The 19,409-nt window shown below is 47.9% G+C and carries 34 protein-coding genes; 31 read left to right on the forward strand and 3 right to left on the reverse strand.

Annotated elements, in window-relative coordinates:
- Positions 1-97 precede the first annotated feature (97 nt).
- The 3 genes from ACQY2W_RS00680 to ACQY2W_RS00690 all read right to left on the reverse strand — a co-directional run bounded on the left by ACQY2W_RS00680 (position 98) and on the right by ACQY2W_RS00690 (position 2,043).
- Positions 98-1,207: a S1 family peptidase gene (locus ACQY2W_RS00680; RefSeq protein WP_428048654.1), complete on the reverse strand. Its 1,110-nt coding sequence runs from the start codon at positions 1,205-1,207 to the stop codon at positions 98-100.
- Between the two features lie 66 nt (positions 1,208-1,273).
- The gene (locus tag ACQY2W_RS00685; protein WP_428048655.1) at positions 1,274-1,804 is read right to left on the reverse strand and encodes an adenine phosphoribosyltransferase; all 531 of its coding nucleotides are present in this window, start codon (positions 1,802-1,804) and stop codon (positions 1,274-1,276) included.
- A gap of 17 nt (positions 1,805-1,821) precedes the next feature.
- Entirely contained in the window at positions 1,822-2,043 is a 222-nt protein-coding gene (locus ACQY2W_RS00690) for a hypothetical protein (RefSeq protein ID WP_428048656.1), read from the reverse strand.
- Positions 2,044-2,799: 756 nt separating this feature from the next.
- Between ACQY2W_RS00690 and rpsJ the strand changes: the two genes are divergently transcribed.
- The 31 genes from rpsJ (at position 2,800) to ACQY2W_RS00845 (ending at position 19,321) form a co-directional block, all read left to right on the forward strand.
- The gene (rpsJ, locus tag ACQY2W_RS00695) at positions 2,800-3,144 is read left to right on the forward strand and encodes a 30S ribosomal protein S10 (RefSeq protein ID WP_428048657.1); all 345 of its coding nucleotides are present in this window, start codon (positions 2,800-2,802) and stop codon (positions 3,142-3,144) included.
- Between the two features lie 16 nt (positions 3,145-3,160).
- Positions 3,161-3,952 (forward strand): 50S ribosomal protein L3, encoded by a 792-nt coding sequence (gene rplC / locus ACQY2W_RS00700; protein WP_428048658.1) that lies wholly within the window; start codon positions 3,161-3,163, stop codon positions 3,950-3,952.
- A gap of 11 nt (positions 3,953-3,963) precedes the next feature.
- Positions 3,964-4,596, forward strand: coding sequence for a 50S ribosomal protein L4 (gene rplD, locus ACQY2W_RS00705; RefSeq protein WP_428048659.1), 633 nt, complete (start codon positions 3,964-3,966; stop codon positions 4,594-4,596).
- A complete protein-coding gene (locus ACQY2W_RS00710) occupies positions 4,596-4,889 on the forward strand; it encodes a 50S ribosomal protein L23 (protein ID WP_428048660.1) in 294 nt (97 codons plus the stop codon). Before rplD ends, ACQY2W_RS00710 begins: the two co-directional genes overlap by 1 nt.
- Before the next feature lie 21 nt (positions 4,890-4,910).
- Positions 4,911-5,750 carry a 50S ribosomal protein L2 gene (gene rplB, locus ACQY2W_RS00715; RefSeq protein ID WP_428048661.1) on the forward strand — a complete coding sequence of 280 codons (840 nt, stop codon included), beginning with the start codon at positions 4,911-4,913 and terminating at the stop codon, positions 5,748-5,750.
- A gap of 2 nt (positions 5,751-5,752) precedes the next feature.
- Positions 5,753-6,037, forward strand: coding sequence for a 30S ribosomal protein S19 (gene rpsS / locus ACQY2W_RS00720; protein WP_177746033.1), 285 nt, complete (start codon positions 5,753-5,755; stop codon positions 6,035-6,037).
- A gap of 16 nt (positions 6,038-6,053) precedes the next feature.
- Positions 6,054-6,413, forward strand: a complete 360-nt coding sequence (gene rplV / locus ACQY2W_RS00725) for a 50S ribosomal protein L22 (RefSeq protein WP_428048662.1) — start codon at positions 6,054-6,056, stop codon at positions 6,411-6,413.
- A 3-nt stretch (positions 6,414-6,416) separates the two neighbouring features.
- Positions 6,417-7,148, forward strand: coding sequence for a 30S ribosomal protein S3 (gene rpsC / locus ACQY2W_RS00730; RefSeq protein WP_428048663.1), 732 nt, complete (start codon positions 6,417-6,419; stop codon positions 7,146-7,148).
- A 14-nt stretch (positions 7,149-7,162) separates the two neighbouring features.
- Complete coding sequence (gene rplP / locus ACQY2W_RS00735) at positions 7,163-7,573, forward strand: 50S ribosomal protein L16 (RefSeq protein WP_428048664.1); 411 nt, start codon at positions 7,163-7,165, stop codon at positions 7,571-7,573.
- 4 nt (positions 7,574-7,577) lie between these two features.
- Positions 7,578-7,781 (forward strand): 50S ribosomal protein L29, encoded by a 204-nt coding sequence (rpmC, locus tag ACQY2W_RS00740; protein ID WP_428048665.1) that lies wholly within the window; start codon positions 7,578-7,580, stop codon positions 7,779-7,781.
- Positions 7,782-7,791: 10 nt separating this feature from the next.
- On the forward strand, positions 7,792-8,058 hold the full coding sequence (gene rpsQ, locus ACQY2W_RS00745; protein ID WP_428048666.1) for a 30S ribosomal protein S17: 267 nt from the start codon (positions 7,792-7,794) through the stop codon (positions 8,056-8,058).
- A gap of 27 nt (positions 8,059-8,085) precedes the next feature.
- On the forward strand, positions 8,086-8,454 hold the full coding sequence (gene rplN / locus ACQY2W_RS00750; RefSeq protein ID WP_428048667.1) for a 50S ribosomal protein L14: 369 nt from the start codon (positions 8,086-8,088) through the stop codon (positions 8,452-8,454).
- A gap of 1 nt (position 8,455) precedes the next feature.
- Positions 8,456-8,764 carry a 50S ribosomal protein L24 gene (gene rplX / locus ACQY2W_RS00755; protein WP_428048668.1) on the forward strand — a complete coding sequence of 103 codons (309 nt, stop codon included), beginning with the start codon at positions 8,456-8,458 and terminating at the stop codon, positions 8,762-8,764.
- Positions 8,765-8,778: 14 nt separating this feature from the next.
- Positions 8,779-9,372: a 50S ribosomal protein L5 gene (rplE, locus tag ACQY2W_RS00760; protein WP_428048669.1), complete on the forward strand. Its 594-nt coding sequence runs from the start codon at positions 8,779-8,781 to the stop codon at positions 9,370-9,372.
- A gap of 17 nt (positions 9,373-9,389) precedes the next feature.
- Complete coding sequence (locus ACQY2W_RS00765; RefSeq protein ID WP_087289315.1) at positions 9,390-9,575, forward strand: type Z 30S ribosomal protein S14; 186 nt, start codon at positions 9,390-9,392, stop codon at positions 9,573-9,575.
- A gap of 72 nt (positions 9,576-9,647) precedes the next feature.
- Positions 9,648-10,040: a 30S ribosomal protein S8 gene (gene rpsH, locus ACQY2W_RS00770; RefSeq protein WP_428048670.1), complete on the forward strand. Its 393-nt coding sequence runs from the start codon at positions 9,648-9,650 to the stop codon at positions 10,038-10,040.
- Between the two features lie 9 nt (positions 10,041-10,049).
- Positions 10,050-10,601, forward strand: coding sequence for a 50S ribosomal protein L6 (gene rplF, locus ACQY2W_RS00775; protein ID WP_428048671.1), 552 nt, complete (start codon positions 10,050-10,052; stop codon positions 10,599-10,601).
- Positions 10,602-10,603: 2 nt separating this feature from the next.
- Positions 10,604-10,969, forward strand: coding sequence for a 50S ribosomal protein L18 (gene rplR / locus ACQY2W_RS00780; RefSeq protein ID WP_428048672.1), 366 nt, complete (start codon positions 10,604-10,606; stop codon positions 10,967-10,969).
- Between the two features lie 16 nt (positions 10,970-10,985).
- Complete coding sequence (rpsE, locus tag ACQY2W_RS00785; RefSeq protein ID WP_428048673.1) at positions 10,986-11,588, forward strand: 30S ribosomal protein S5; 603 nt, start codon at positions 10,986-10,988, stop codon at positions 11,586-11,588.
- A gap of 17 nt (positions 11,589-11,605) precedes the next feature.
- Positions 11,606-12,067, forward strand: coding sequence for a 50S ribosomal protein L15 (gene rplO, locus ACQY2W_RS00790; RefSeq protein WP_428048674.1), 462 nt, complete (start codon positions 11,606-11,608; stop codon positions 12,065-12,067).
- On the forward strand, positions 12,067-13,404 hold the full coding sequence (secY, locus tag ACQY2W_RS00795; RefSeq protein WP_428048675.1) for a preprotein translocase subunit SecY: 1,338 nt from the start codon (positions 12,067-12,069) through the stop codon (positions 13,402-13,404). Before rplO ends, secY begins: the two co-directional genes overlap by 1 nt.
- A gap of 228 nt (positions 13,405-13,632) precedes the next feature.
- Positions 13,633-14,265 carry an adenylate kinase gene (locus ACQY2W_RS00800; RefSeq protein ID WP_428048676.1) on the forward strand — a complete coding sequence of 211 codons (633 nt, stop codon included), beginning with the start codon at positions 13,633-13,635 and terminating at the stop codon, positions 14,263-14,265.
- A 1-nt stretch (position 14,266) separates the two neighbouring features.
- Positions 14,267-15,019, forward strand: a complete 753-nt coding sequence (gene map / locus ACQY2W_RS00805) for a type I methionyl aminopeptidase (RefSeq protein ID WP_428048677.1) — start codon at positions 14,267-14,269, stop codon at positions 15,017-15,019.
- Between the two features lie 74 nt (positions 15,020-15,093).
- Positions 15,094-15,306: a translation initiation factor IF-1 gene (gene infA / locus ACQY2W_RS00810; RefSeq protein WP_428048678.1), complete on the forward strand. Its 213-nt coding sequence runs from the start codon at positions 15,094-15,096 to the stop codon at positions 15,304-15,306.
- Complete coding sequence (rpmJ, locus tag ACQY2W_RS00815; RefSeq protein WP_177746066.1) at positions 15,307-15,420, forward strand: 50S ribosomal protein L36; 114 nt, start codon at positions 15,307-15,309, stop codon at positions 15,418-15,420.
- Between the two features lie 22 nt (positions 15,421-15,442).
- A complete protein-coding gene (gene rpsM, locus ACQY2W_RS00820) occupies positions 15,443-15,817 on the forward strand; it encodes a 30S ribosomal protein S13 (protein ID WP_428048679.1) in 375 nt (124 codons plus the stop codon).
- Positions 15,818-15,836: 19 nt separating this feature from the next.
- Positions 15,837-16,259, forward strand: a complete 423-nt coding sequence (rpsK, locus tag ACQY2W_RS00825) for a 30S ribosomal protein S11 (protein ID WP_428048680.1) — start codon at positions 15,837-15,839, stop codon at positions 16,257-16,259.
- Positions 16,260-16,264: 5 nt separating this feature from the next.
- Positions 16,265-16,894 carry a 30S ribosomal protein S4 gene (gene rpsD / locus ACQY2W_RS00830; RefSeq protein WP_428048681.1) on the forward strand — a complete coding sequence of 210 codons (630 nt, stop codon included), beginning with the start codon at positions 16,265-16,267 and terminating at the stop codon, positions 16,892-16,894.
- Positions 16,895-16,912: 18 nt separating this feature from the next.
- Positions 16,913-17,908, forward strand: coding sequence for a DNA-directed RNA polymerase subunit alpha (locus ACQY2W_RS00835; protein ID WP_428048682.1), 996 nt, complete (start codon positions 16,913-16,915; stop codon positions 17,906-17,908).
- Between the two features lie 14 nt (positions 17,909-17,922).
- A complete protein-coding gene (rplQ, locus tag ACQY2W_RS00840) occupies positions 17,923-18,267 on the forward strand; it encodes a 50S ribosomal protein L17 (RefSeq protein WP_428048683.1) in 345 nt (114 codons plus the stop codon).
- A 10-nt stretch (positions 18,268-18,277) separates the two neighbouring features.
- Complete coding sequence (locus ACQY2W_RS00845) at positions 18,278-19,321, forward strand: rod shape-determining protein (RefSeq protein WP_428048684.1); 1,044 nt, start codon at positions 18,278-18,280, stop codon at positions 19,319-19,321.
- Positions 19,322-19,409 lie beyond the last annotated feature (88 nt).

The following is a 19,409-nucleotide window of genomic DNA, read 5'->3' on the forward strand; positions in this document are numbered from 1 at the left end:
TTTGATTTGTCAAGCAAAATTTATCAGCCCGCCAAGATTAGGGTTTGGTAATGCAAAAACCCCCGCTCCAATGAGCGGGGGTTTTCTTTATATGTTTTTAATAGGTTTTACGTGGTCGGTCTGTGATGAGTTGTTTTTCTTGCAAGTCGTACACGACGTACCGTTCTTCTGCAAAAGAGGCCCCTTCTATTAGCGAATAGCCGGACCACAACACATTGTCAATGTACATCTCAATATACCGGGTTTTGGGCCAATGTTTCATAATAGTTGAGTAGGGGAATTTGTTATATATATTTTTTCTAAAAATTATTTTTCTGTTTTCATCTCTAAGAATCACTTGGGAAACAAATTCGTCGGTATGTAAATCTACAATTTTTTCGTCGTTTATCTCTAGCGGATAGGTGGCTTTTTCCATATCCCCGTGATATGCGTTTACTAACGTCTGTAAATACAAATTGCGCGTGGCGTACCCGGTGTAGTAGGTCGGGTCGGACGCGAGGCGCGTGGATCCGGTAACCGTGCCGACCACTTCCCCCGCGGCGTTTAAAACCGGGCTTCCGCACAGCCCCGGCCATTGTTCCGGGTCGCCCGCCATTGGGTAGCGCAAATTGAGCATTGATTTTTCTGATAACGGGCTGTCCGTGATAAGGGTTAGCTTTTCCGTGCCAAACCCTATGAGCGATAGCGGTTCGTTTAGGGCGGGCTCATCGGTAGCCAGTGTTAGCGGAGTTAGTAATTTTTCGTCTTCCGGGCGGAATTTAACAAGTGCAATATCCGTCATAACTGGTGCTGATAATTGGACGACTTGCGCCGGGATATCTACTACTTCGTTTCCTTGCATGACGCGTGCCGTAAAAGACGGGCCGATTTTGCTATGGTTGTTCCACGCGGGCATGGCGTGTTGGGCGATCACGCCAAAAATTTCTTTTTGGCCTTGGTAGGTGGTTTTGAAAATAAAGCCGGACATCGCATGCCCGTCCGTTTTCCCTTGCGGGAACGCACGGAAAACGCTTTTTACGGCATCAATTTTGAAAGTGGTAATCGGCCGTTGCGCAGGGGCAAACACGCGGGCCTGTACGGCGGCCATATCCACAAGTCCGGTACCCAGCGTAAACCCGGGCCGGATAAATTTAGCCGGAATTTTTTGCGCGTAGGAAAGCACACCTGTTGCAAAAAACAAGAGAAAAATAATTATTTTCTTGTACATACTTTTATTGTACTTGGGGGTTGTGCCGGGAACAAGGGTCAAAGGGCCCATAGCGAAAGTGGGCCTTTATAAAATAACTTCCAGGGGCAGGTTGCGTAAATCGGCGTTACTCGCGCGCATCTCTTTCAGGGCGGCTACATCGGTTAAATGGACGGAAAGCACGATTTCTTTTCCTTTGGCTTGTAATGCTTTTCGCACCGCGGCGAGCGTTTGGCCTGTGGCTAAAATATCGTCTATATAGATGAAATGAGAAAATTGATCTAATAAATCTTCATCCGCTTCCATATTATACGAGGTATATTCGTTTGTAATACGGAACGCGTAGGGTTTATGGGGAATTTTGCCTTGTTTGCGTAGGAGCACCAGCGGCAAATTCAGCGCGTGAGCAACGGGCGCGGCAAAAATAAACCCGCGTGCTTCGGGTGTGATGATAGCCGTATTTTGTGGTATATGCGCCGCTTGGATGACGCTACAAAAGGTATCAATGACGGCAGTAAATTGCGCCGGGTTAGCAAGCAAGGGGTTAATATCAATAAAATTCACGCCCGCTTTGGGATAATCTTTTACTATATTTAGTTTAAAATTGAGTTTTTCCATACCTCTAGTATAACAAATTATTCTTCCGGTTTGGGCAGCGCGGCGACATTTAATTTTATAACCGCGGCCCGGTGTTGCGCGGCGTGCAAACCGGTTAAAATCGGGCGGGTGTAATCTTGTATTTCTTCAGGTACGACGGCGTGTAATTCTTCCAGCTGTTCTGTTAGTAAAGTTAGTTGCGTTTGCAGGCGGGCGGCGTCCCATAACAGGACCGTCAAGGGGTCTTTTTCTTCGGTCATACGTTTCTCCGTGGGCCGCCGATAAAAACGGCCATTTATACTAGACCCAAGAGAGAGTTCCGCATATAAACAGCCGTGGCTTATTACACAAAGTAATAAGCGCTCGGCATAACACACGCGGGTAATTAGGCCGGTTGCATTACGCCTTAGCGGACTGTTTATGAGCTCTCTTGGGCTTTGCTTAAAGCAAGACTTCGTTTTTTCTCAAAACAGAATAAATTTAATACAACGTAATCAGTATAGCAAATTTTATGGGAAAACATCCCGCCAAAATCTCCCTCGCTCATCACCCCGCAGTGTTTTAATGCGGGGTATAGCGAGGCAAATGTGGCAAGTGCGCCCCTTATATCCCGCATACCGACCTTGCGGGATGACGGAAGGGGCGATAGCAAATTTTACAAGACAAGGGACCGCAAAGACGGCTAAATGTGGAAAATTGTATCGCCGGTGCGCTACAAAATTCAAAAAGATATTTTTGAATTTTGTGCGCTTAATTAAATATTGCGTTATTTTTCTATTTATAGTATACTATCCTTATCAGGATTTTAGTGACACGCCCGTTTACGCGCAAGGGTGAAACCGCTAAAACAAGCGTGCACAAAAGCCCGCTAATTTGATATAATAAATTGTATTAGATTAGCAGTAAGGCAAAAAATTCCTCACCGGCCCGACGGAAGACGCGGACCGGAAAGGGGTTTTCTGCCGATAAATTGTTTGTAAGAAACTTTGTAAAAGATAGTAAGGAAAAAACTAAAAATGGCAGAAAAAACAGCAAAAAAAGCCAATACTATTGGCCAAGAAAGAATCCGCATTAAATTGCGTTCTTATGACCATCGTATGCTGGACGCTTCTGTGGCGCGTATCGTAGAAACCGCGCAAAAAACAGGGGCGCTGGTGTCGGGTCCTGTTCTGTTACCGGTCCGGATTAAAAAGTACACCGTACTTCGCTCTCCCCATACCGATAAAAAGAGCAGAGAACAATTTGAGATGCGCATTCACAAACGTCTCATTGACTTGAAAAGCCCCACCTCTAAAACCGTGGACGAACTAATGAAATTAGATTTGCCCGCCGGTGTAGATGTGGCCATTAAAAGTAACTAAGGAATAAATAAGAACTATGACAGAAGAAATGCAAAATGCTGCTGGTGCCCAAGAGGCAACGCCCGTTGCTGAACCGGCCAAAGCAGAAACTGTCAAAGAAGCTCCCGAAACTTTCCGCTTTGTAATCGGCGAAAAGATCGGCATGACACAGCTCTTTGATGAAAAAGGCAATCTGCATGGTGTATCCGTTGTAAAAGCGGGTCCGTGCAAGGTTGTGCGTGTCAGAACCCAAGAAAAAGACGGCTACAACGCCGTTTGCGTGGGTTTTGGCGAAGTGAAAGAAAGCAAACTGAACAAACCTGAACTCGGTTATTTCAAAAAAGCCAACGTGGCTCCGGTCAAACACATGAAGGAATGCCGTGTTGCCGATGTAGCCGGCTTTGAAATCGGTCAAGTCATTTCACTCGATAAAATCTTTAAACCCGGCGACTATGTGGACGTACAGGGTAAAATTAAAGGGCACGGTTTTGCCGGCGCGATGAAACGCCACGGCTTTGCCGGACAGCCGGATTCGCACGGTCAATCGGACCGCTCGCGCGCTCCGGGGTCTTTGGGCTCCCGCCGCTCTTTAGGTAAAGTATTGTCCGGCCAACGCATGGCTGGCCACTACGGCACCACTACCCACACGGTAGCCAAAATTGAAGTTATTAAGGTAGATAACGAAAACGGACTTTTATTCTTAAAAGGTTCCGTTCCGGGAGCTAAGGGCTCTATCGTTTCCGTCTTAGAAACTTCTAAATTCAAAAAACATTATGTAGCGCCGCAACAACAGAAAATCTCTGCTTCTAAGGCCGCTAACAAGAAATAAGGACTTTGACCATGGAAACGAAAGTTTTAGATATCAAAGGTAAAGAGAAAGGGACCTGCAATCTGCCGGATAGTTTGTTCGGTGTGAAACCCAATCCCACTTTCTTGCACGAAGTCATTACCGCTTTTTTGGCCAACCAAAGACGCGGCACCGCGGATACCAAAACCCGCAGTGAAGTTTCCGGTACCGGTAAAAAACCGTGGAAACAGAAAGGCACCGGCCGCGCCCGTCAAGGGTCTTTGCGTGCCGTGCAATTCCGCCACGGCGGTATCGCCTTCGGGCCTACCCCGCATTCTTACCGTCAATATCTGCCGGTAGCCAAACGCCGCGCCGCGCTTGCGATGGCGTTGTCTGCCAAGATGTCGGAAGGAAATGTGGTGGTATTAGATTCTTTGAAACTCAAAGAACCCAAAACGAACGCGTTTGCTGAAATTATGAACGTGTTATCCGCCGGGCGCAAACCCTTAGTGATGGATAACTTTGCCGACGAAAATGCCGCTTTGGCCAGCCGCAACATCGCGGGCTTAACCCGCTTGTTGCCGCAAGACGCCAATGCGTACGTTGTGCTTAACAGCACGAAGGTCATTTTGACCCAAGAAGCGGTAGAAAAATTAACAAACACGTTTGCTAAGGAGGCCAAGTAATGACCACCTATACAACCTTAAAAAAACCGCTCTTAACGGAAAAAAGCTTAATTGAACGCGACAGCCACAACCGCTATGGTTTTATCGTAGCCGCTAACGCGTCCAAAGGCGAAATCAAAACCGCGGTGGAAAAAATCTTTAACGTAACCGTAAAAAAGATTAACACAATTTCCGTCACGGGGAAGACCCATCGTATGGGTCGCTTTGAAGGGAAACGCCCTGATTATAAAAAGGCGTTTGTTACCTTGAAAGAAGGCGATAAAATTGAAATGGTGGAAGCCGCTTCAAAGTAGAATAAGGAGAAACTACTAACTATGCCTATTAAATCATTTAGACCTTACACTCCTTCCCGCCGCACGATCACGGTGTCGGACTATTCCGATATTACCAAGACCACGCCCGAGAAGCGTTTGACAAAAGGTCTTCGCAAAACCGGTGGAAGAAACAATACCGGTATGATCATGGTTCGCCACATCGGTGGTGGCCACAGACGTGCTTACAGACAAATTGATTTCAAGCGCGAAAAATACGGCGTGCCGGCCAAAGTCGTATCTATTGAATACGATCCGAACCGCAGTGCGCGTATTTGCTTGTTAAACTATGCCGACGGCGACAAGAGATATATTTTGCATCCGCTCGGTGTACAGGTGGGCGATGTATTGATGTCCGGCCCGGCCGCAGATATTAAAGTGGGTAACTGCCTTGCACTTAAAAATATTCCTGAAGGTACTTTTATCCACGCGATTGAACTTAAAGTCGGCAAAGGTGCGCAACTTGCGCGCAGTGCCGGCAGCCAAGCGCAACTTATGGCCAAAGAATCGGACTACGCCCATATCAAAATGCCGTCCGGCGAAATCCGCTTAGTGCCCAGCGATTGCTGTGCGACTATCGGTCAAGTAGGTAACATTGACCACGGTAACATCGTCATCGGCAACGCGGGTCGCAACCGTCATCGCGGCGAACGTCCTACCGTACGCGGTAGCGCGATGAACGCGGTAGATCACCCGATGGGTGGTGGCCGCGGTCACGGTAAAGGCGGAAACATTCCGCGCTCTCCGTGGAATCAACAAACCCGCGGTTTGAAGACACGCTCCACCAAGAAAGCTTTTGGCTGGATGATTGTCAGCGACAGAAGAAAAAACAAGGTTAAATAATTATGGGAAGATCAACTAAAAAAGGTCCGTTTGTGGATTTAAACCTGTTGGAAAAAGTTCAAGCAATGAACGCTTCCAATGAAAAGAAACCTATCAAGACGTGGGCAAGAGCCTGCACGATTGTACCGGAATTTGTAGGTCATACATTTTTGGTACATAATGGCCGCAAGTTTCTTCCCATTTACGTTTCCGAACGTATGGTAGGATACAAACTCGGTGAATTTTCGTTCACGCGTTTGTTCAAAGGTCACGGTGGTATGACGAAAGATTCCACCGCCTTAAAATAAGAGTTGAGGATTTGATATGGAAGCTTGTGCAAAAGCAAAATTTCAACGCTTTGGTAGCCGCAAGGTGAACTTAGTGCTTGACCAAATCCGCGGTAAAAACGTAAAGGCGGCGGAAGATGTACTTCCTTTCGTGGCCAAACGCACCGCTGATTTAGTGGCCAAGACGCTTCACAGCGCAGCTGCTAACTTAGAAGTTAAAGCCGGCAAAAAGCTGGACTTTAGCAAAGTCTTCATCAAAGAAGCCTTTGCCAACTTAGGCCCCAGCGGCCACTTGAAAAGAGTGCAGCCCGGCCCGCAAGGCCGCGCCATGCCTTATAAAAAGAGCATGTGCCACTTGACGGTTATTGTAACCGACGAAAAAAAGGGAGGTCGCTAATTTATGGGACATAAGATTCACCCCCGGTCAATCCGCTTAGGTTATATTCAAGATTGGCGTTCCAGATGGTTCGCCCCCAAGAATATGCCGGCCTTGATCAAAGAAGATTTTGAAATCCGCAAAATCATTGACAACAAATTCACCATGGCCGCTATCAGCTACGTGGGCATTGAAAGAGCCGGCGCGTTCTTGCGCGTAAACATCCACACGGCCCGCCCCGGCGTGGTAATCGGTAAAAAAGGTGCAGATATTGAAGCGTTACGCAAAGAATTAGAGGCCTATACCGGCAGCAAAACTTTCGTAAACGTCGTAGAAATCAAAAACCCGGAAACCGATGCCCAACTGGTCGCCCAAAATATCGCTATGCAACTTGAAAAACGTGCCCACTACGGTGCCGCTATTAAGAAAGCGATTGAAAAAGCGTTGTCCGGCAAAGCGCTCGGTATCAAAATTATGGTATCGGGTCGTTTAGGCGGTGCGGAAATTGCCCGCACGGAGTGGAAACGCGAAGGCCGCGTGCCGCTCCATACGTTGTGCGCCGATATTGATTACGGCTTTACCGAGGCCAACACGGTCAGCGGTAAAATCGGTATCAAAGTCTGGATTTTCAAGAGAACTCACTTCGCCAAATCTCCCAAAGAGATTATGAACGAACTCAAGAAACACCGCGACATGGAAACCGCCGCCACGGAAGGCATCGTTGAAGAAACGATCCCGGCAGTGGAAGCGAAATAAGAGGAATCTGACTTATGTTGATGCCTAAAAGAGTTAAATACCGCAAACCCTTCAGCGCGCCGCGTATTAAAGGCAATGCCAAACGCGGAACGGAAGTGGTCTTCGGCGAATATGGCTTAAAAGCCTTAGAACCCAAATGGATTACCGCCCGCCAAATTGAAGCGGCCCGTGTAACCCTGTCCCGCTTTATCAAAAAGAAAGGTAAATTGTGGATTCGCATTTTCCCGGATAAAGCCATCACCAAACACCCGGCCGAAACCCGTATGGGTAAAGGTAAAGGTGCCCCGGAATACTGGGCTGCCGTAGTCAAACCGGGCCGGATCTTGTTTGAATTGGAAGGGGCTTCTGAAGAAGATACAAAGCGTGCCATGCGCTTGGCTTCTGACAAACTGCCCATCAAAACAAAACTGGTAACGAGAAGGTAGTTTTATGAAGACGAACGAGAAAGAAGCTTTGAAAAATAAAACCGTGGCCGAACTGAGCCAGGCGCTTAGCAAAGCCCAAGAAAAGAAATTCAACCTTCTTTTCAAACACAGCACGACACCCATTGCTAACCCGATGGAGATCCGCGCTGTAAGACGCGAAATTGCTCTGTTGCAAACGCTGATTAACCAAAAGAAAGAGCAAAAATAGAGGCTAAACCATGGAAAAAGAAATTCGTGGCAAAAGAAAAGTGCTGACCGGCGTTGTCGTGTCCGACAAGATGGACAAAACCCGCACCGTATCCGTTGAACGGTTGGTGCATGACGACCGCTACGGCAAAACGCTCAAAAGAGCAGCCAAATTCCACGCGCACGACGAAGCGAACGAAAGCAAAATCGGCGACAAAGTGGAAATTATGAGCACCCGTCCCGTTTCTAAAACGACGAAATGGCGTGTTTCCAAGATTGTGGAAAAAGCCAGAGCTTAGTTTGTAAAAACTGGAGTTAGATAAAGTATGATTCAATTAAGAAGCATAGTCAATGTGGCCGACAATTCCGGCGCGCGTAAAGTGCAATGCTTTAAAGTGCGCGGCGGCCACCACCGGGATATCGCAACTTTGGGAGACGTTATTATGTGCTCCGTCAGAGATGCGATCCCTACCTCTGCCATTAAAAAAGGCGACGTGGTCCGCGCAGTTGTAGTACGCGTAGCCCGTGAAAAGAGAAGAAAAGACGGTTCGTACATTCGTTTTGATGACAACGCCGTTTGCATCATCAACGATAATGGCGAACCCAAAGGCACCCGTGTATTCGGTCCGATTGCCAGAGAGTTGCGCGAAAAGAATTTCTTAAAAATCATTTCGCTCGCTCCTGAGGTGGTATAGTATGATTATTAAGAAAAAAGATACCGTTTTAGTCTTGGCTGGTAAAGACAAAGGCAAGAAGGGCGAAGTGAAATCTGTAAACCCGAGCAAAAACACCGTTGTTGTAACGGGTATTAACATGATTTCCAAACACGTGAAACCTTCCCAAAATAAGCAGGGCGGCATTATTAAGATGGAAGCCGCGTTGGACGCGTCCAACGTAGCGGTCGTCTGTGCCAAATGCAAAAAAGCAATGACGCCCAAAGTGCAAATCGCTGCCGACGGCACCAAAACGCGCGTCTGCCGCAAATGCAACGAGCCGATCATTTAAGCTAGGTAAGTAACATGACGAAAAAAGAAACCAAAAACGTAACGAAGGCGCCCGAGGGCTATACGCCCCGGTTGCAAGCCCTCTACAAAGAAAAAGTGCTTCCGGCTTTGCTTAAAGACATGAACGTCAAAAGCCCGATGGCTGTACCGAGAATGACCAAAATCGTCATCAACATCGGTGTAAAAGATGCCCGCGAAGACATCAAAGCGTTGGAAACGGCTAAAGATGATTTAACCGCCATCGCCGGTCAAGCTGCGCAAGTGCGCCGCGCCAAAAAATCTATCTCTAACTTCAAACTTAGAGAAGGGATGCCTATTGGCGTGCGTGTAACTTTACGCGGTGCTAAGATGTATGAGTTCATGGAACGCTTCATCTGCATTGCTTGCCCGCGCATCCGCGACTTTCAGGGCTTCAATGCCAGCTTTGATGGCAAAGGCAATTTGAACTTGGGTATTAAAGAACATTATATTTTCCCGGAAATTGACGTGGAAAAATCGCCCAAAGCTCACGGTATGAACATTACGTTCGTTACCACTGCCCAAAACGACCAAACCGGACGCATGCTCATGGATTACATGGGTTTACCGTTCCGCAAGGCGACCAAATAAGAGGAGCAAAAAACTTTATGGCTACTAAAGCATGGGTTGCAAAAATGGCGAAAGACCAAAAGTTCGCTGTGCGCTATCACAACCGCTGCCAAATCTGCGGACGTGCGCGCGGATACTACCGCGACTTCGGCCTTTGCCGTATCTGCCTGCGAAAGATGGCACACCAGGGTTTAATCCCGGGTCTTAGAAAATCAAGCTGGTAATTTACAGGAGGAAGTTTCGCTTTCGGGCCAACTCTTGAAAAAGAAAGTGGCTTGGGACGAAAACTTAAGTATATGGATCCAATTGCAGATTTCTTAACCAGAATAAGAAATGCCAATATGAAGAAAAAAGAAAAAGTGGACATCCCTTTTTCTAAAATCAAAACCGAAATTGCGCGCGTACTCAAAGAAGAAGGATACATCGCCAATTTCAAAGCCGTTCATAATGAAACCAAAGGCGGCGTGGTACGGGTATTTTTGAAATATACGCCCGAAAACGAATGTGTAATCCAAGGTTTGAAACGTCTGTCCAAACCGGGTTCGCGCGTGTACAGTGCGTATAACAACATCCCCAAAGTCCGCGGTGCTTTCGGTGTGACGATTTTGTCCACCTCTAAAGGTATTATGACCGATGCACAAGCCAAGGCCGAAAAAATCGGCGGCGAATTATTGTGCCAAGTTTGGTAAGGGGGGAATATGAGCAGAATCGGTAAAAAAGTAATCAATGTTCCCGCTAAAACCAAAGTGGAAATTAAAGAAAACATCATCACCGCTACCGGTGCGTTAGGCAGCTTGTCTTACACGGTTCCGGCCGGAATCACCCCGGAACTTAAAGACGGCAACTTGTCGTTCTCTATCCCGGAAAACCGGGTCAAAGAACTCAATGCCTTGCACGGCACGACCCGCGCCAATGTGGCAAACATCATTGAAGGCGTAACCAACGGTTTTTCCAAGGTATTGGAAATTAACGGTTTAGGTTACCGCGCGAGCGTAGCGGGCAAAAAACTCAATTTGGAACTTGGGTTTTCCCACCCGGTCAATTTGGATATCCCCGAAGGTTTAACCGTCGTGGTGGATCCGAAATCCGGTGCGGTAACGGTTAAAGGAAGCGACAAGTTTAAAGTCGGTGACTTTGCCGCCAAAATCAGAAGAATCAGACCTCCGGAGCCCTACAAAGGCAGCGGTATTAAATACCAAGGCGAACACATCGTCCGCAAAGCCGGTAAAACTGCGGCGGGAGGTAAATAATTATGGCCACTAAACAAGCAAGATATCAATTCCGCAAAGATCGCAGCCGCGCCCACCTGCTCAAAAACGGTGCGCACCGCCCGCGTCTTTCGGTATATAGAAGCTTAAAATATATGTACGCCCAAATTATTGACGACAATACCCATAGCACCTTAGTATCTGCTACGACGTTGTCTAAAGAATTTGAAGGCAAATTTGAAGCGTCCGGCAAAAGCATTGAAGCGGCTAAAGCCCTCGGTGCTGCGATTGCTAAAAAGGCCTTGGACAAAGGCATTAGCGAAGTGATGTTTGACCGCGGCGGACGCGTCTATCACGGCAGAATCAAAGCGTTAGCTGACGCTGCCAGAGAAGCAGGATTGAAATTCTAAGTAACAGGTGAATTTAATGTCCAATGAAACGCTCGCGAAAAGCGAAAACAAAAAAGAAGCGAAAGGCAAAAGAGCCGAGTTTCAAAAAGCAAGACCGGCGGTAGAAGGTAAAACCACGGTTATCCACGTTGCCCGTACGGCCAAGGTAGTCAAAGGCGGTAAACGCTTTGGCTTCCGCGCGCTCGTCGTTGTCGGAAACGGCATGGGCAAAGTGGGCGTTGCTATTGGCAAGGCAAATCAGGTTCAGTTGGCTATTTCCAAAGCTGAATCCCATGCGCGCAAGCACATGATTACGTTCCCGATTGTCGGCGAAACGATTCCGCACGAAACGATTGGCAAATTTGGTGCCGCGTCTGTGTGGATGAAACCCGCCGCCCCCGGTACCGGGGTTATCGCGGGAAGCGGTGTGCGGCTCTTATTTGAAGCTGCCGGCATCAAAGACGTGCTTGCTAAAAGTTTAGGCAGCACCAACCCGTGCAACCTCGTTTATGCTACGTTAGAAGCTTTCAAACAACTTAAAAGCAAAGAAGCCGTTAACGTGCTACGCGGTAAAGCCGCCCCGGCAGAAGAAGCCCCCAAAGCGGAAGAAGTAAAAGCTGAGCCCGCTAAGGCCGAATAGTTTGGAGGAGAATGAATATGGTAAATTTAAATACACTTTTCCCTAAACATGGGTCCAGAAAAGAAAGAAGACGCTTAGGTATCGGGCCGGGTTCCGGCTTGGGCAATTACTGCACCAAAGGGATGAAAGGTCAAACCTCCCGCTCCGGTAACACCCGCAAAGAAAGCAAAGAAGGCGGTCAAATGCCGCTTATTCGCCACACGCCTAAAAGCGGTTTTTCCAATAAAGATTTTGCCAAACGCTACGACTATGTAAACGTTGGCTCGTTGGAAAAAGTTTTTGCGGCGGGTACGGAAGTTACCCCCGAGGCCTTGAAAAAAGCCGGTATCATCCATGATGTTACCCGCGTGAAAGTGCTTGCTAACGGCACGCTCACCAAGGCCTTGAAAGTGTCTGCGCATGGTTTTTCCGCTACCGCGAAAGCGGCTATTGAAAAAGCCGGCGGCACCGTAACTGTACTTGAACAGAAGACCAAATAATGGCAAATAATACAGTTGCAAATATTTTAAATGCGCCCGAGCTCAGAAAGCGTCTGCTTTTTGTGCTCGGCGCGTTGGCTGTTTTCCGGGTTGCTGCGGCAATCCCTATACCCGGTATCAATACGGAAGTATTACGCCAGTTGTTCAATGCCCACCAAAACGGTATTTTAGGTTTTATGAATATCTTTTCGGGCGGAGCGTTAGGGCGTTTTTCCATTTTGGCCTTGGGTATCATGCCGTATATTAACGCCTCCATCATCATGGGCTTAGTGCGCGGGGCACATATTTTCCCGGCGCTGGACCGTATGCATAAAGAAGGGGAATCCGGCAGAAGAAAAGAAAACCAGATTACCCGTATTTTTGCACTGTTCTTAGCTGTTTTACAAGGTTCTATGATGACGTTTGCCATTACCCGCGTAACGGGGGCCGGCAACGTATCGGCGGTGGTAAACCCGTCTGTTATGTTTTTTATAACGACGGTACTTACCTTAGCCGCAGGCACGATGTTTGTGATGTGGCTGGGTGAACAAATCACCGAAAAAGGCGTCGGAAACGGTATTTCGCTTATTATTTTCGCGGGTATCGTGGACCGCTTGCCCAGTGCATGCTGGGAGCTCTACCAACGTGTAGAAACCGGCGAAATGGACTTTGTAGTATTTTTGATTATTGCCTTAGCGGTAGCGGGCATTACGGCTTTGGTGGTGTGGTTGGAAACGGCCCAACGCCAAATTCCGGTGCAATACGCTAAACGCCAAATGGGCAATAAAACGTATGGCGGTCAAACGAGCTATTTGCCGCTCAAAATTGACCAAAGCGGTGTGATTGCGGTGATCTTTGCGTCGTCCGTAATTTCGCTCCCGCTTACGATTGCTACGTTTAACCAAGAAGCCGAATGGGCGCAAAAACTGATCAACATGATGAGCCACAGCAGTGTGTGGTACATGCTGTTATTTTCTGCGCTGATCATCTTCTTCTGTTATTTCTATAACTCCATGACGATTAACCCGTCCGATTTAGCGGATAACATGAAGAAATGGGGCGGCTTTATTCCCGGAATCCGTCCCGGAGAGCCGACCAAAAATTACATTGAATGGGTCATGAACCGCTTGACGTTCTGCGGTGCCATCTTTGTATGTTTGATCGCTGTTCTGCCGGACTTTTTCCGCTCGTACTTTAACGTGGACTTTTACTTCGGCGGTACCGCGCTACTCATCGTAGTAGGTGTTGCCTTAGATACCGTCAGCCAAGTGCAAGCGCACTTGTTGGCGCGTAACTATGAACCGCTACTGAAAGGGTCCAAACGGATTAAAGGGCGCTGGTTCAACGTCGGCCAGTAATTTTTATGTGATTTTGGGGAATTTCGGTGTTGCTACGGAACTCGCGTATTTCTTTTATACGCTTCGTTCCTAAGCGCCTAGAAATTCCCACAAAATCTCAAAAAATACGGAGTTGATAGTTTGGAATTTTTGAAAGTTGCTTCGCCGCTAGACGCCTAGCAATCTCCTCAAAAACCCACAAACTATTCCGGTTTGGCAGGAAAAATTTTGGCAGTAAAAGAGTATTTTATGAACATCATTTTAATGGGTTGTCCGGGCGCCGGTAAAGGTACCCAATCGGCTAAGTTGTTACAAGCGTATCCGCTACACCATATTTCCACGGGCGATGTACTCCGTGCGGAAATGGCATCGGACTCGGAGTTGGGCAAGCAGTTGGGCGAAATTGTCAATAAAGGCAATTTAGTGCCGGATGAACTGATGGTGCAGATGTTGGAAAAAATCGTCAAAGCTACGGACAAAGGTATTATTTTTGACGGTTTCCCCCGCACGGTAGCGCAAGCCGAAGCATTAGACGCTATGATGCAACGCTTGCAACGCGCCATTACCCATGTGATTATGATTGACTTACCCGCTGAAGAAGTAGTCAAACGCATTTGTTCGCGCAAACAGTGCAAAAAATGCAAGGCAATTTTAGGCGTAGATTTAAATAATCCGCCGGCTGTTTGTCCGTCGTGCGGCGGCGAATTATATACCCGCCCGGACGATACGCCCGAGCGCGCTACACACCGCTTGGAAGTATACCGCCAAAGCACCTTGCCGGTAAAAAATCATTACCAAAACAGCGGTAAGTATGTAGAAATTAACGGCAACCAAACGCCGGAGAAAGTTTTTGAGGATATTAAAAAAATCCTTGAGAAATAAAATGATAGAAGTAAAAAATAAAGAAGAACTCCAACGTATGCGCGCCGCCGGTAAAGTTACCGCGGCGGTGCTTAAACAAATGACCGAGCTAGTCAAACCCGGCATTTCTACGTGGGAGTTGGACAAAGCCGCGGAAAAAACGATCCGCTCCTTCGGGGCGACACCGCTTTTTCTGGGGTATTATGGGTTTCCGGGCAGTATTTGCGCGTCTGTCAATGAAGAAGTCGTGCACGGAATCCCAAAAAAAGATAGAATATTAAAGAGTGGTGATATTATCAGTATTGATACAGGAGCCCGCCTTGACGGTTTCTGTTCAGATGCCGCAATCACCCTCGGTGTGGGAAAAGTTTCTGAGGAAGCCCAAAAACTGATGGACGTAACGAAAAAATCGTTATATAAAGCCATCGGGCAAATCAAACCCGGCCGCCGTCTTGGAGACGCGCAGCACGCGGTGGAAACTTTTGCCATGCAACATAACATGGGTGTTGTACGCGACTATTGCGGGCACGGAATCGGCCGCAATATGCACGAAGAGCCGAGTATCCCTAACTTCGGCAAACCGGGTACAGGTCCGGTATTAGAAGAAGGGATGACCTTGGCGATTGAGCCCATGTTGACTGCGGGAAGCTATAAAGTCAGGGAGCTAGATGACGGTTGGACGGTGGTCACATTGGACGGCAGTTATGCGGCCCACTTTGAACACACGGTAGCCGTTACCGCTAACGGCAGTGAGATACTCACTGCTTTTGAGTAACACCCCGGGCGCGTCTGAAAATAACGGGCGCGGCGTGGTGATTATTCTGATAATTTATCCGAACTCGGAGTTGTATGAGTGACAAAATAGAAGTTGAGGGTAAGGTCTTAGAAGCGTTGCCCAACGCGATGTTCAAAATTGAAATCCCGGGCGGCAAAGTAATTCTGGGGCACATATCCGGCAAAATGAGAGTTCATCATATAAGAATTCTTCCGGGCGATAGTGTTAAGCTGGAGTTGTCTCCGTACGATTTAACACGCGGCAGAATAACTTATAGGGAGAAATAAATGAAAGTCAGAGCCAGTGTAAAAAAGATATGTCAGAAATGCAAAATCATTAAACGCAACGGCGTAGTTCGTGTGGTTTGCGAAGTAGCAAAACACAAACAACGCCAAGGTTAATTCAGAGGAGTTTTAGAAGAATATGGCTAGAGTCGCAGGTATTGATTTACCGAAAAACAAAAGAATTGATGTCGCGTTGGAATATATTTACGGCATCGGCAAAAAGAACGCCAAAGAAGTGCTTGCTAAAGTAGAAGGCCAAATTGATCCCGCTACCCGCGTGAAAGATTTGACCGAACAACAAGCCGGTTTGCTTAACACTATCTTGCAAAAAGAATACAAAGTGGAAGGTGAACTGCGCCGTGAAGTCGCGCAAAATATTCACCGCGCGATTGAAATCGGCTCCTATCGGGGCCAGCGTCACCGCCGCAACTTGCCCGTACGCGGCCAACGCACCAAAACCAACAGCAGAACCCGCCGCGGCAGAAGAAAAACCGTGGGTTCCAAAACTAAATAACTTTTAGAAGGAATTTACTATGGCAGAAGAAAAAGTAACAACCGCCGCCCCGGCCCAAGCGCCTGCGGCGAAAGCAAAAAAGAAAAACTCCAAAGCTCCGGCTTTCGGGGTCGTGCATATTTATTGTTCGTTCAATAACACCATCGTAACCGTTTCCGATGACAAGGGCAACACCGTTGCTTGGTCCACCGCCGGTTCCCATGGCTTTAAAGGCACCAAAAAATCTACGCCTTTTGCGGCCCAAATCACCAGCAACAAAGCGGCTGAAAAAGCTTACGCTTTAGGTATGCGTGAAGTAGCCGTAAAAGTTTGCGGACCCGGCCAAGGCCGTGAAACGGCCGTTCGTGCCGTGCAACAAGCCGGACTTATCGTGTCTTCCATTAAAGACATCACCCCCATCCCGCATAACGGATGCAGACCGCCTAAAGCCAGGAGAGTATAATTTTTATGTCTAGATATACAGGACCCAGCTGCAAAAAATGCAGAAAATTAGATTGCAAATTGTTCCTCAAAGGAACGAAATGCTACACCAATTGTGTCATGGATAAATTGGCTGCTGCCACCAAACGCGGCGGCAAAGTACGCAAAGCCAAAGTATCCGAATACGGTATCCGCTTGCAAGAAAAACAAAAAGCCAAATTGCAATCGGGCATGTCGGAAATTCCGTTCCGCAATATGTTTGACGCGGCTGCTAAAGCCGAAGGTCAAACCGGTGAAAACTTTTTGAAGAAATTGGAAACCCGCTTGGATAACATTGTCCGCCGCTTGGGCTTTGCCGTATCGCTTAAAGCTGCGCGCCAAATTGTCTTGCACGGGTATGTTACCGTCAACGGCAAAGCCGTTAATGTGCCGTCTTACCAATTACGCATCGGCGATAAAGTGGCCTTGGATAAATCTATGGCGGAAAACGTCATGGTCAAACAGGGTCTTACGGAAGCGGAAAAACGCAACCAACGCCCGAGCTTTTTGGAATATGACAGCGAAAAGATGACCGGTAAATTATTAAGATGGCCCGACAGAGCGGAAATGTCCTACCCTGTCAATGAGCAGCTCATTGTAGAATACTATTCTAAATAATAGTTTGGAGGCTTACTAATGGCTTTAAATGAATTGGTTCTTCCGCAAAAAATTCAGTTGGAAGAAAAAACTGCGTCTGACTTCTACGGCAAATTTATTGCCGAACCGTACGAAAGCGGCTACGGCCATACGGTAGGAAACTCCTTGCGCCGGATTTTGCTTTCCGGTATGGAAGGAGCGGCCGTAAGCGCTGTGCGTATTGCCGGAGCCGTGCATGAATTTAGCACGATTCCCAACGTACGTGAAGACGTGATCAACATTTTGCTTAACTTTAAGCATTTGCGCGTCAAAATGGAAGGCAAAGTTCGCGAATATGTACAATTACACGCTTCCAAACCCGGCGTTGTAACCGCTGCCGATATTGAAGAAATTGACGGGGTGGAAATTATCAATAAAGACCTCGTACTGGCTACATTAGAGGTAGGCGGTGCGCTGGATATTGAAATTGAAATCACCCGCGGCAAGGGCTATGTTCCCGCAGAGGAACTGGCCAAAGTACAACGCCCGGCCGGGTTTATTCCGGTAGATGCGTTATACTCGCCGATTGTCAAAGTGCACTACGACGTTGAGCCGGCCCGCGTAGGTCAGAAAACCGACTACGACCGCTTGATTTTGGAAATCACTACCGACGGCACTTTGGAGCCGGCGCGTGCGTTACACCGGGCGGCGGTGTTGTTGTCCGGTTCGCTCCATATTTTCACGATTGAAGGCGAAGAAGGTTGCGTAGCCACGTCTAGCGATGAAGCCGTGGAAGCGGCCGGCGCTACGGTGGCCGCGGCGGCGAACGTCGTTACCAGCAAACAGGACGAACTGCTCAATCAATCTATTGAATTTATTGAGTTGTCTTCCCGCTCCATCAATTGCCTCAAGTCCGAAAACATCCACACGGTGCGCGACTTGGTTAAAATGACCGAAGACGATCTGAAAATGATTAAAAACTTCGGGGCGAAATCCATGGACGAAATCAAAGAAAGACTTGCCGAAATGAATCTTTCTTTGGGTATGAAAATTTAAGGAGTAGTTTGAGTATGATTAAAAATACCGGATACCGCAAATTAGGTAAAACCGCATCCCACCGCAAAGCGATGCTGACCAATATGGCCACCAGCATTATCTTGCACGAAGAAGTAAAAACGACGTTGCAAAAAGCCAAAGAAGTACGTCGTGTGGTGGAAGGTTTGATTACCTTAGCTAAAGCCAACAACGAGCGCGCTGCCAAAGACACACTCAAAGACGAAGCCGCTTGCAAAAAATTATTTGAAGTATTGGCTGCCCGCTATGCCAACCGCCCCGGCGGATTCTGCCGCATTTACCGCGCAGGTCTTCGCCAAGGGGACAATGCTGAAGTAGCGATTGTAAAACTCGTAGACTAAGAGGCGACAGATGGTAATAGACTATCTTGGAGGGCTTTTTTCCTCGGACTTAGGGATGGACCTCGGTACAGCTAACTGCTTGATTTACGTCAAGGATAAAGGCATTGTACTGCGCGAACCGTCCGTAGTCGCGGTGGAAAGAGAAACTGGCGAAGTAAAAGCCGTAGGCGCTAAGGCCAAGCAAATGTTGGGCCGTACGCCTGCCAACATCGTAGCCGTACGCCCGATGAAAAACGGTGTCATTGCGGATTTTGAAGTAACCCAAGAAATGATTCGTTACTTTATCCGTAAAGTACACAGCCGCAGCAGTCTGTTACGCCCCCGCATTGTGATCGGGATTCCTTCGGATATTACCGGCGTAGAACGCCGTGCCGTAGACGATGCCGCCCGCCAAGCCGGCGCGCGGGAAGTATATTTGATTGAGGAGCCCATGGCCTCGGCTATGGGCGCCGATTTGCCCATTGCCGAGCCGCATGCCAGTATGATTGTGGACATCGGCGGAGGTACTACGGAAGTAGCCGTTATTTCGTTAGGCGGCATGGTAGTAGCCAAATCTATTGATGTGGCCGGGGACGAACTCACCGAATGTATCGTTCAATACTTCCGCAAAAAATATAACTTGATCGTCGGGGAAACAACTGCCGAGGAAGTAAAAATCAATTTAGGGTCTGTGTATCCCTTAAAAGAAGAAAAATCCATGGAAGTAAAAGGGCGCGACCAAACCCAAGGTTTGCCGCGTACGTTAACGGTTACTTCCGAGGAGATCCGCCAAGCTTTAATGGAGCCGGTGCGCTTGATTTTAGATGTTATTAAAAGCACGCTGGAAGAAACTCCGCCCGAACTCGCCGCCGATTTGGTGGACAGAGGGCTCGTGGTAGCAGGTGGCGGCAGTCTTTTACGCGGTATTACAGAGCTGATTCGCAAAGAAACAGATATCCCGGTGCACCGGGCGGCAGATCCGCTCAGTTGTGTGGCGCTGGGGACAGGCAAGTTTTTGGAACAGCTGAACGAAAAAGGCACCCGCTTTTTTAGTTCGCGCGGCAAATCTTTCTAACTTGCCGGTGGTTGATTTAAGGCGGACACAGCTTTTGCAAAAAAGCCGTGTCCGCTTTTCGGGTTTATAGCCCCTGTATAAATTAAGA

Origin of the sequence: Candidatus Avelusimicrobium caledoniensis (genome assembly GCF_902756455.1) — a bacterium.
Taxonomy (GTDB): domain Bacteria; phylum Elusimicrobiota; class Elusimicrobia; order Elusimicrobiales; family Elusimicrobiaceae; genus Avelusimicrobium; species Avelusimicrobium caledoniense.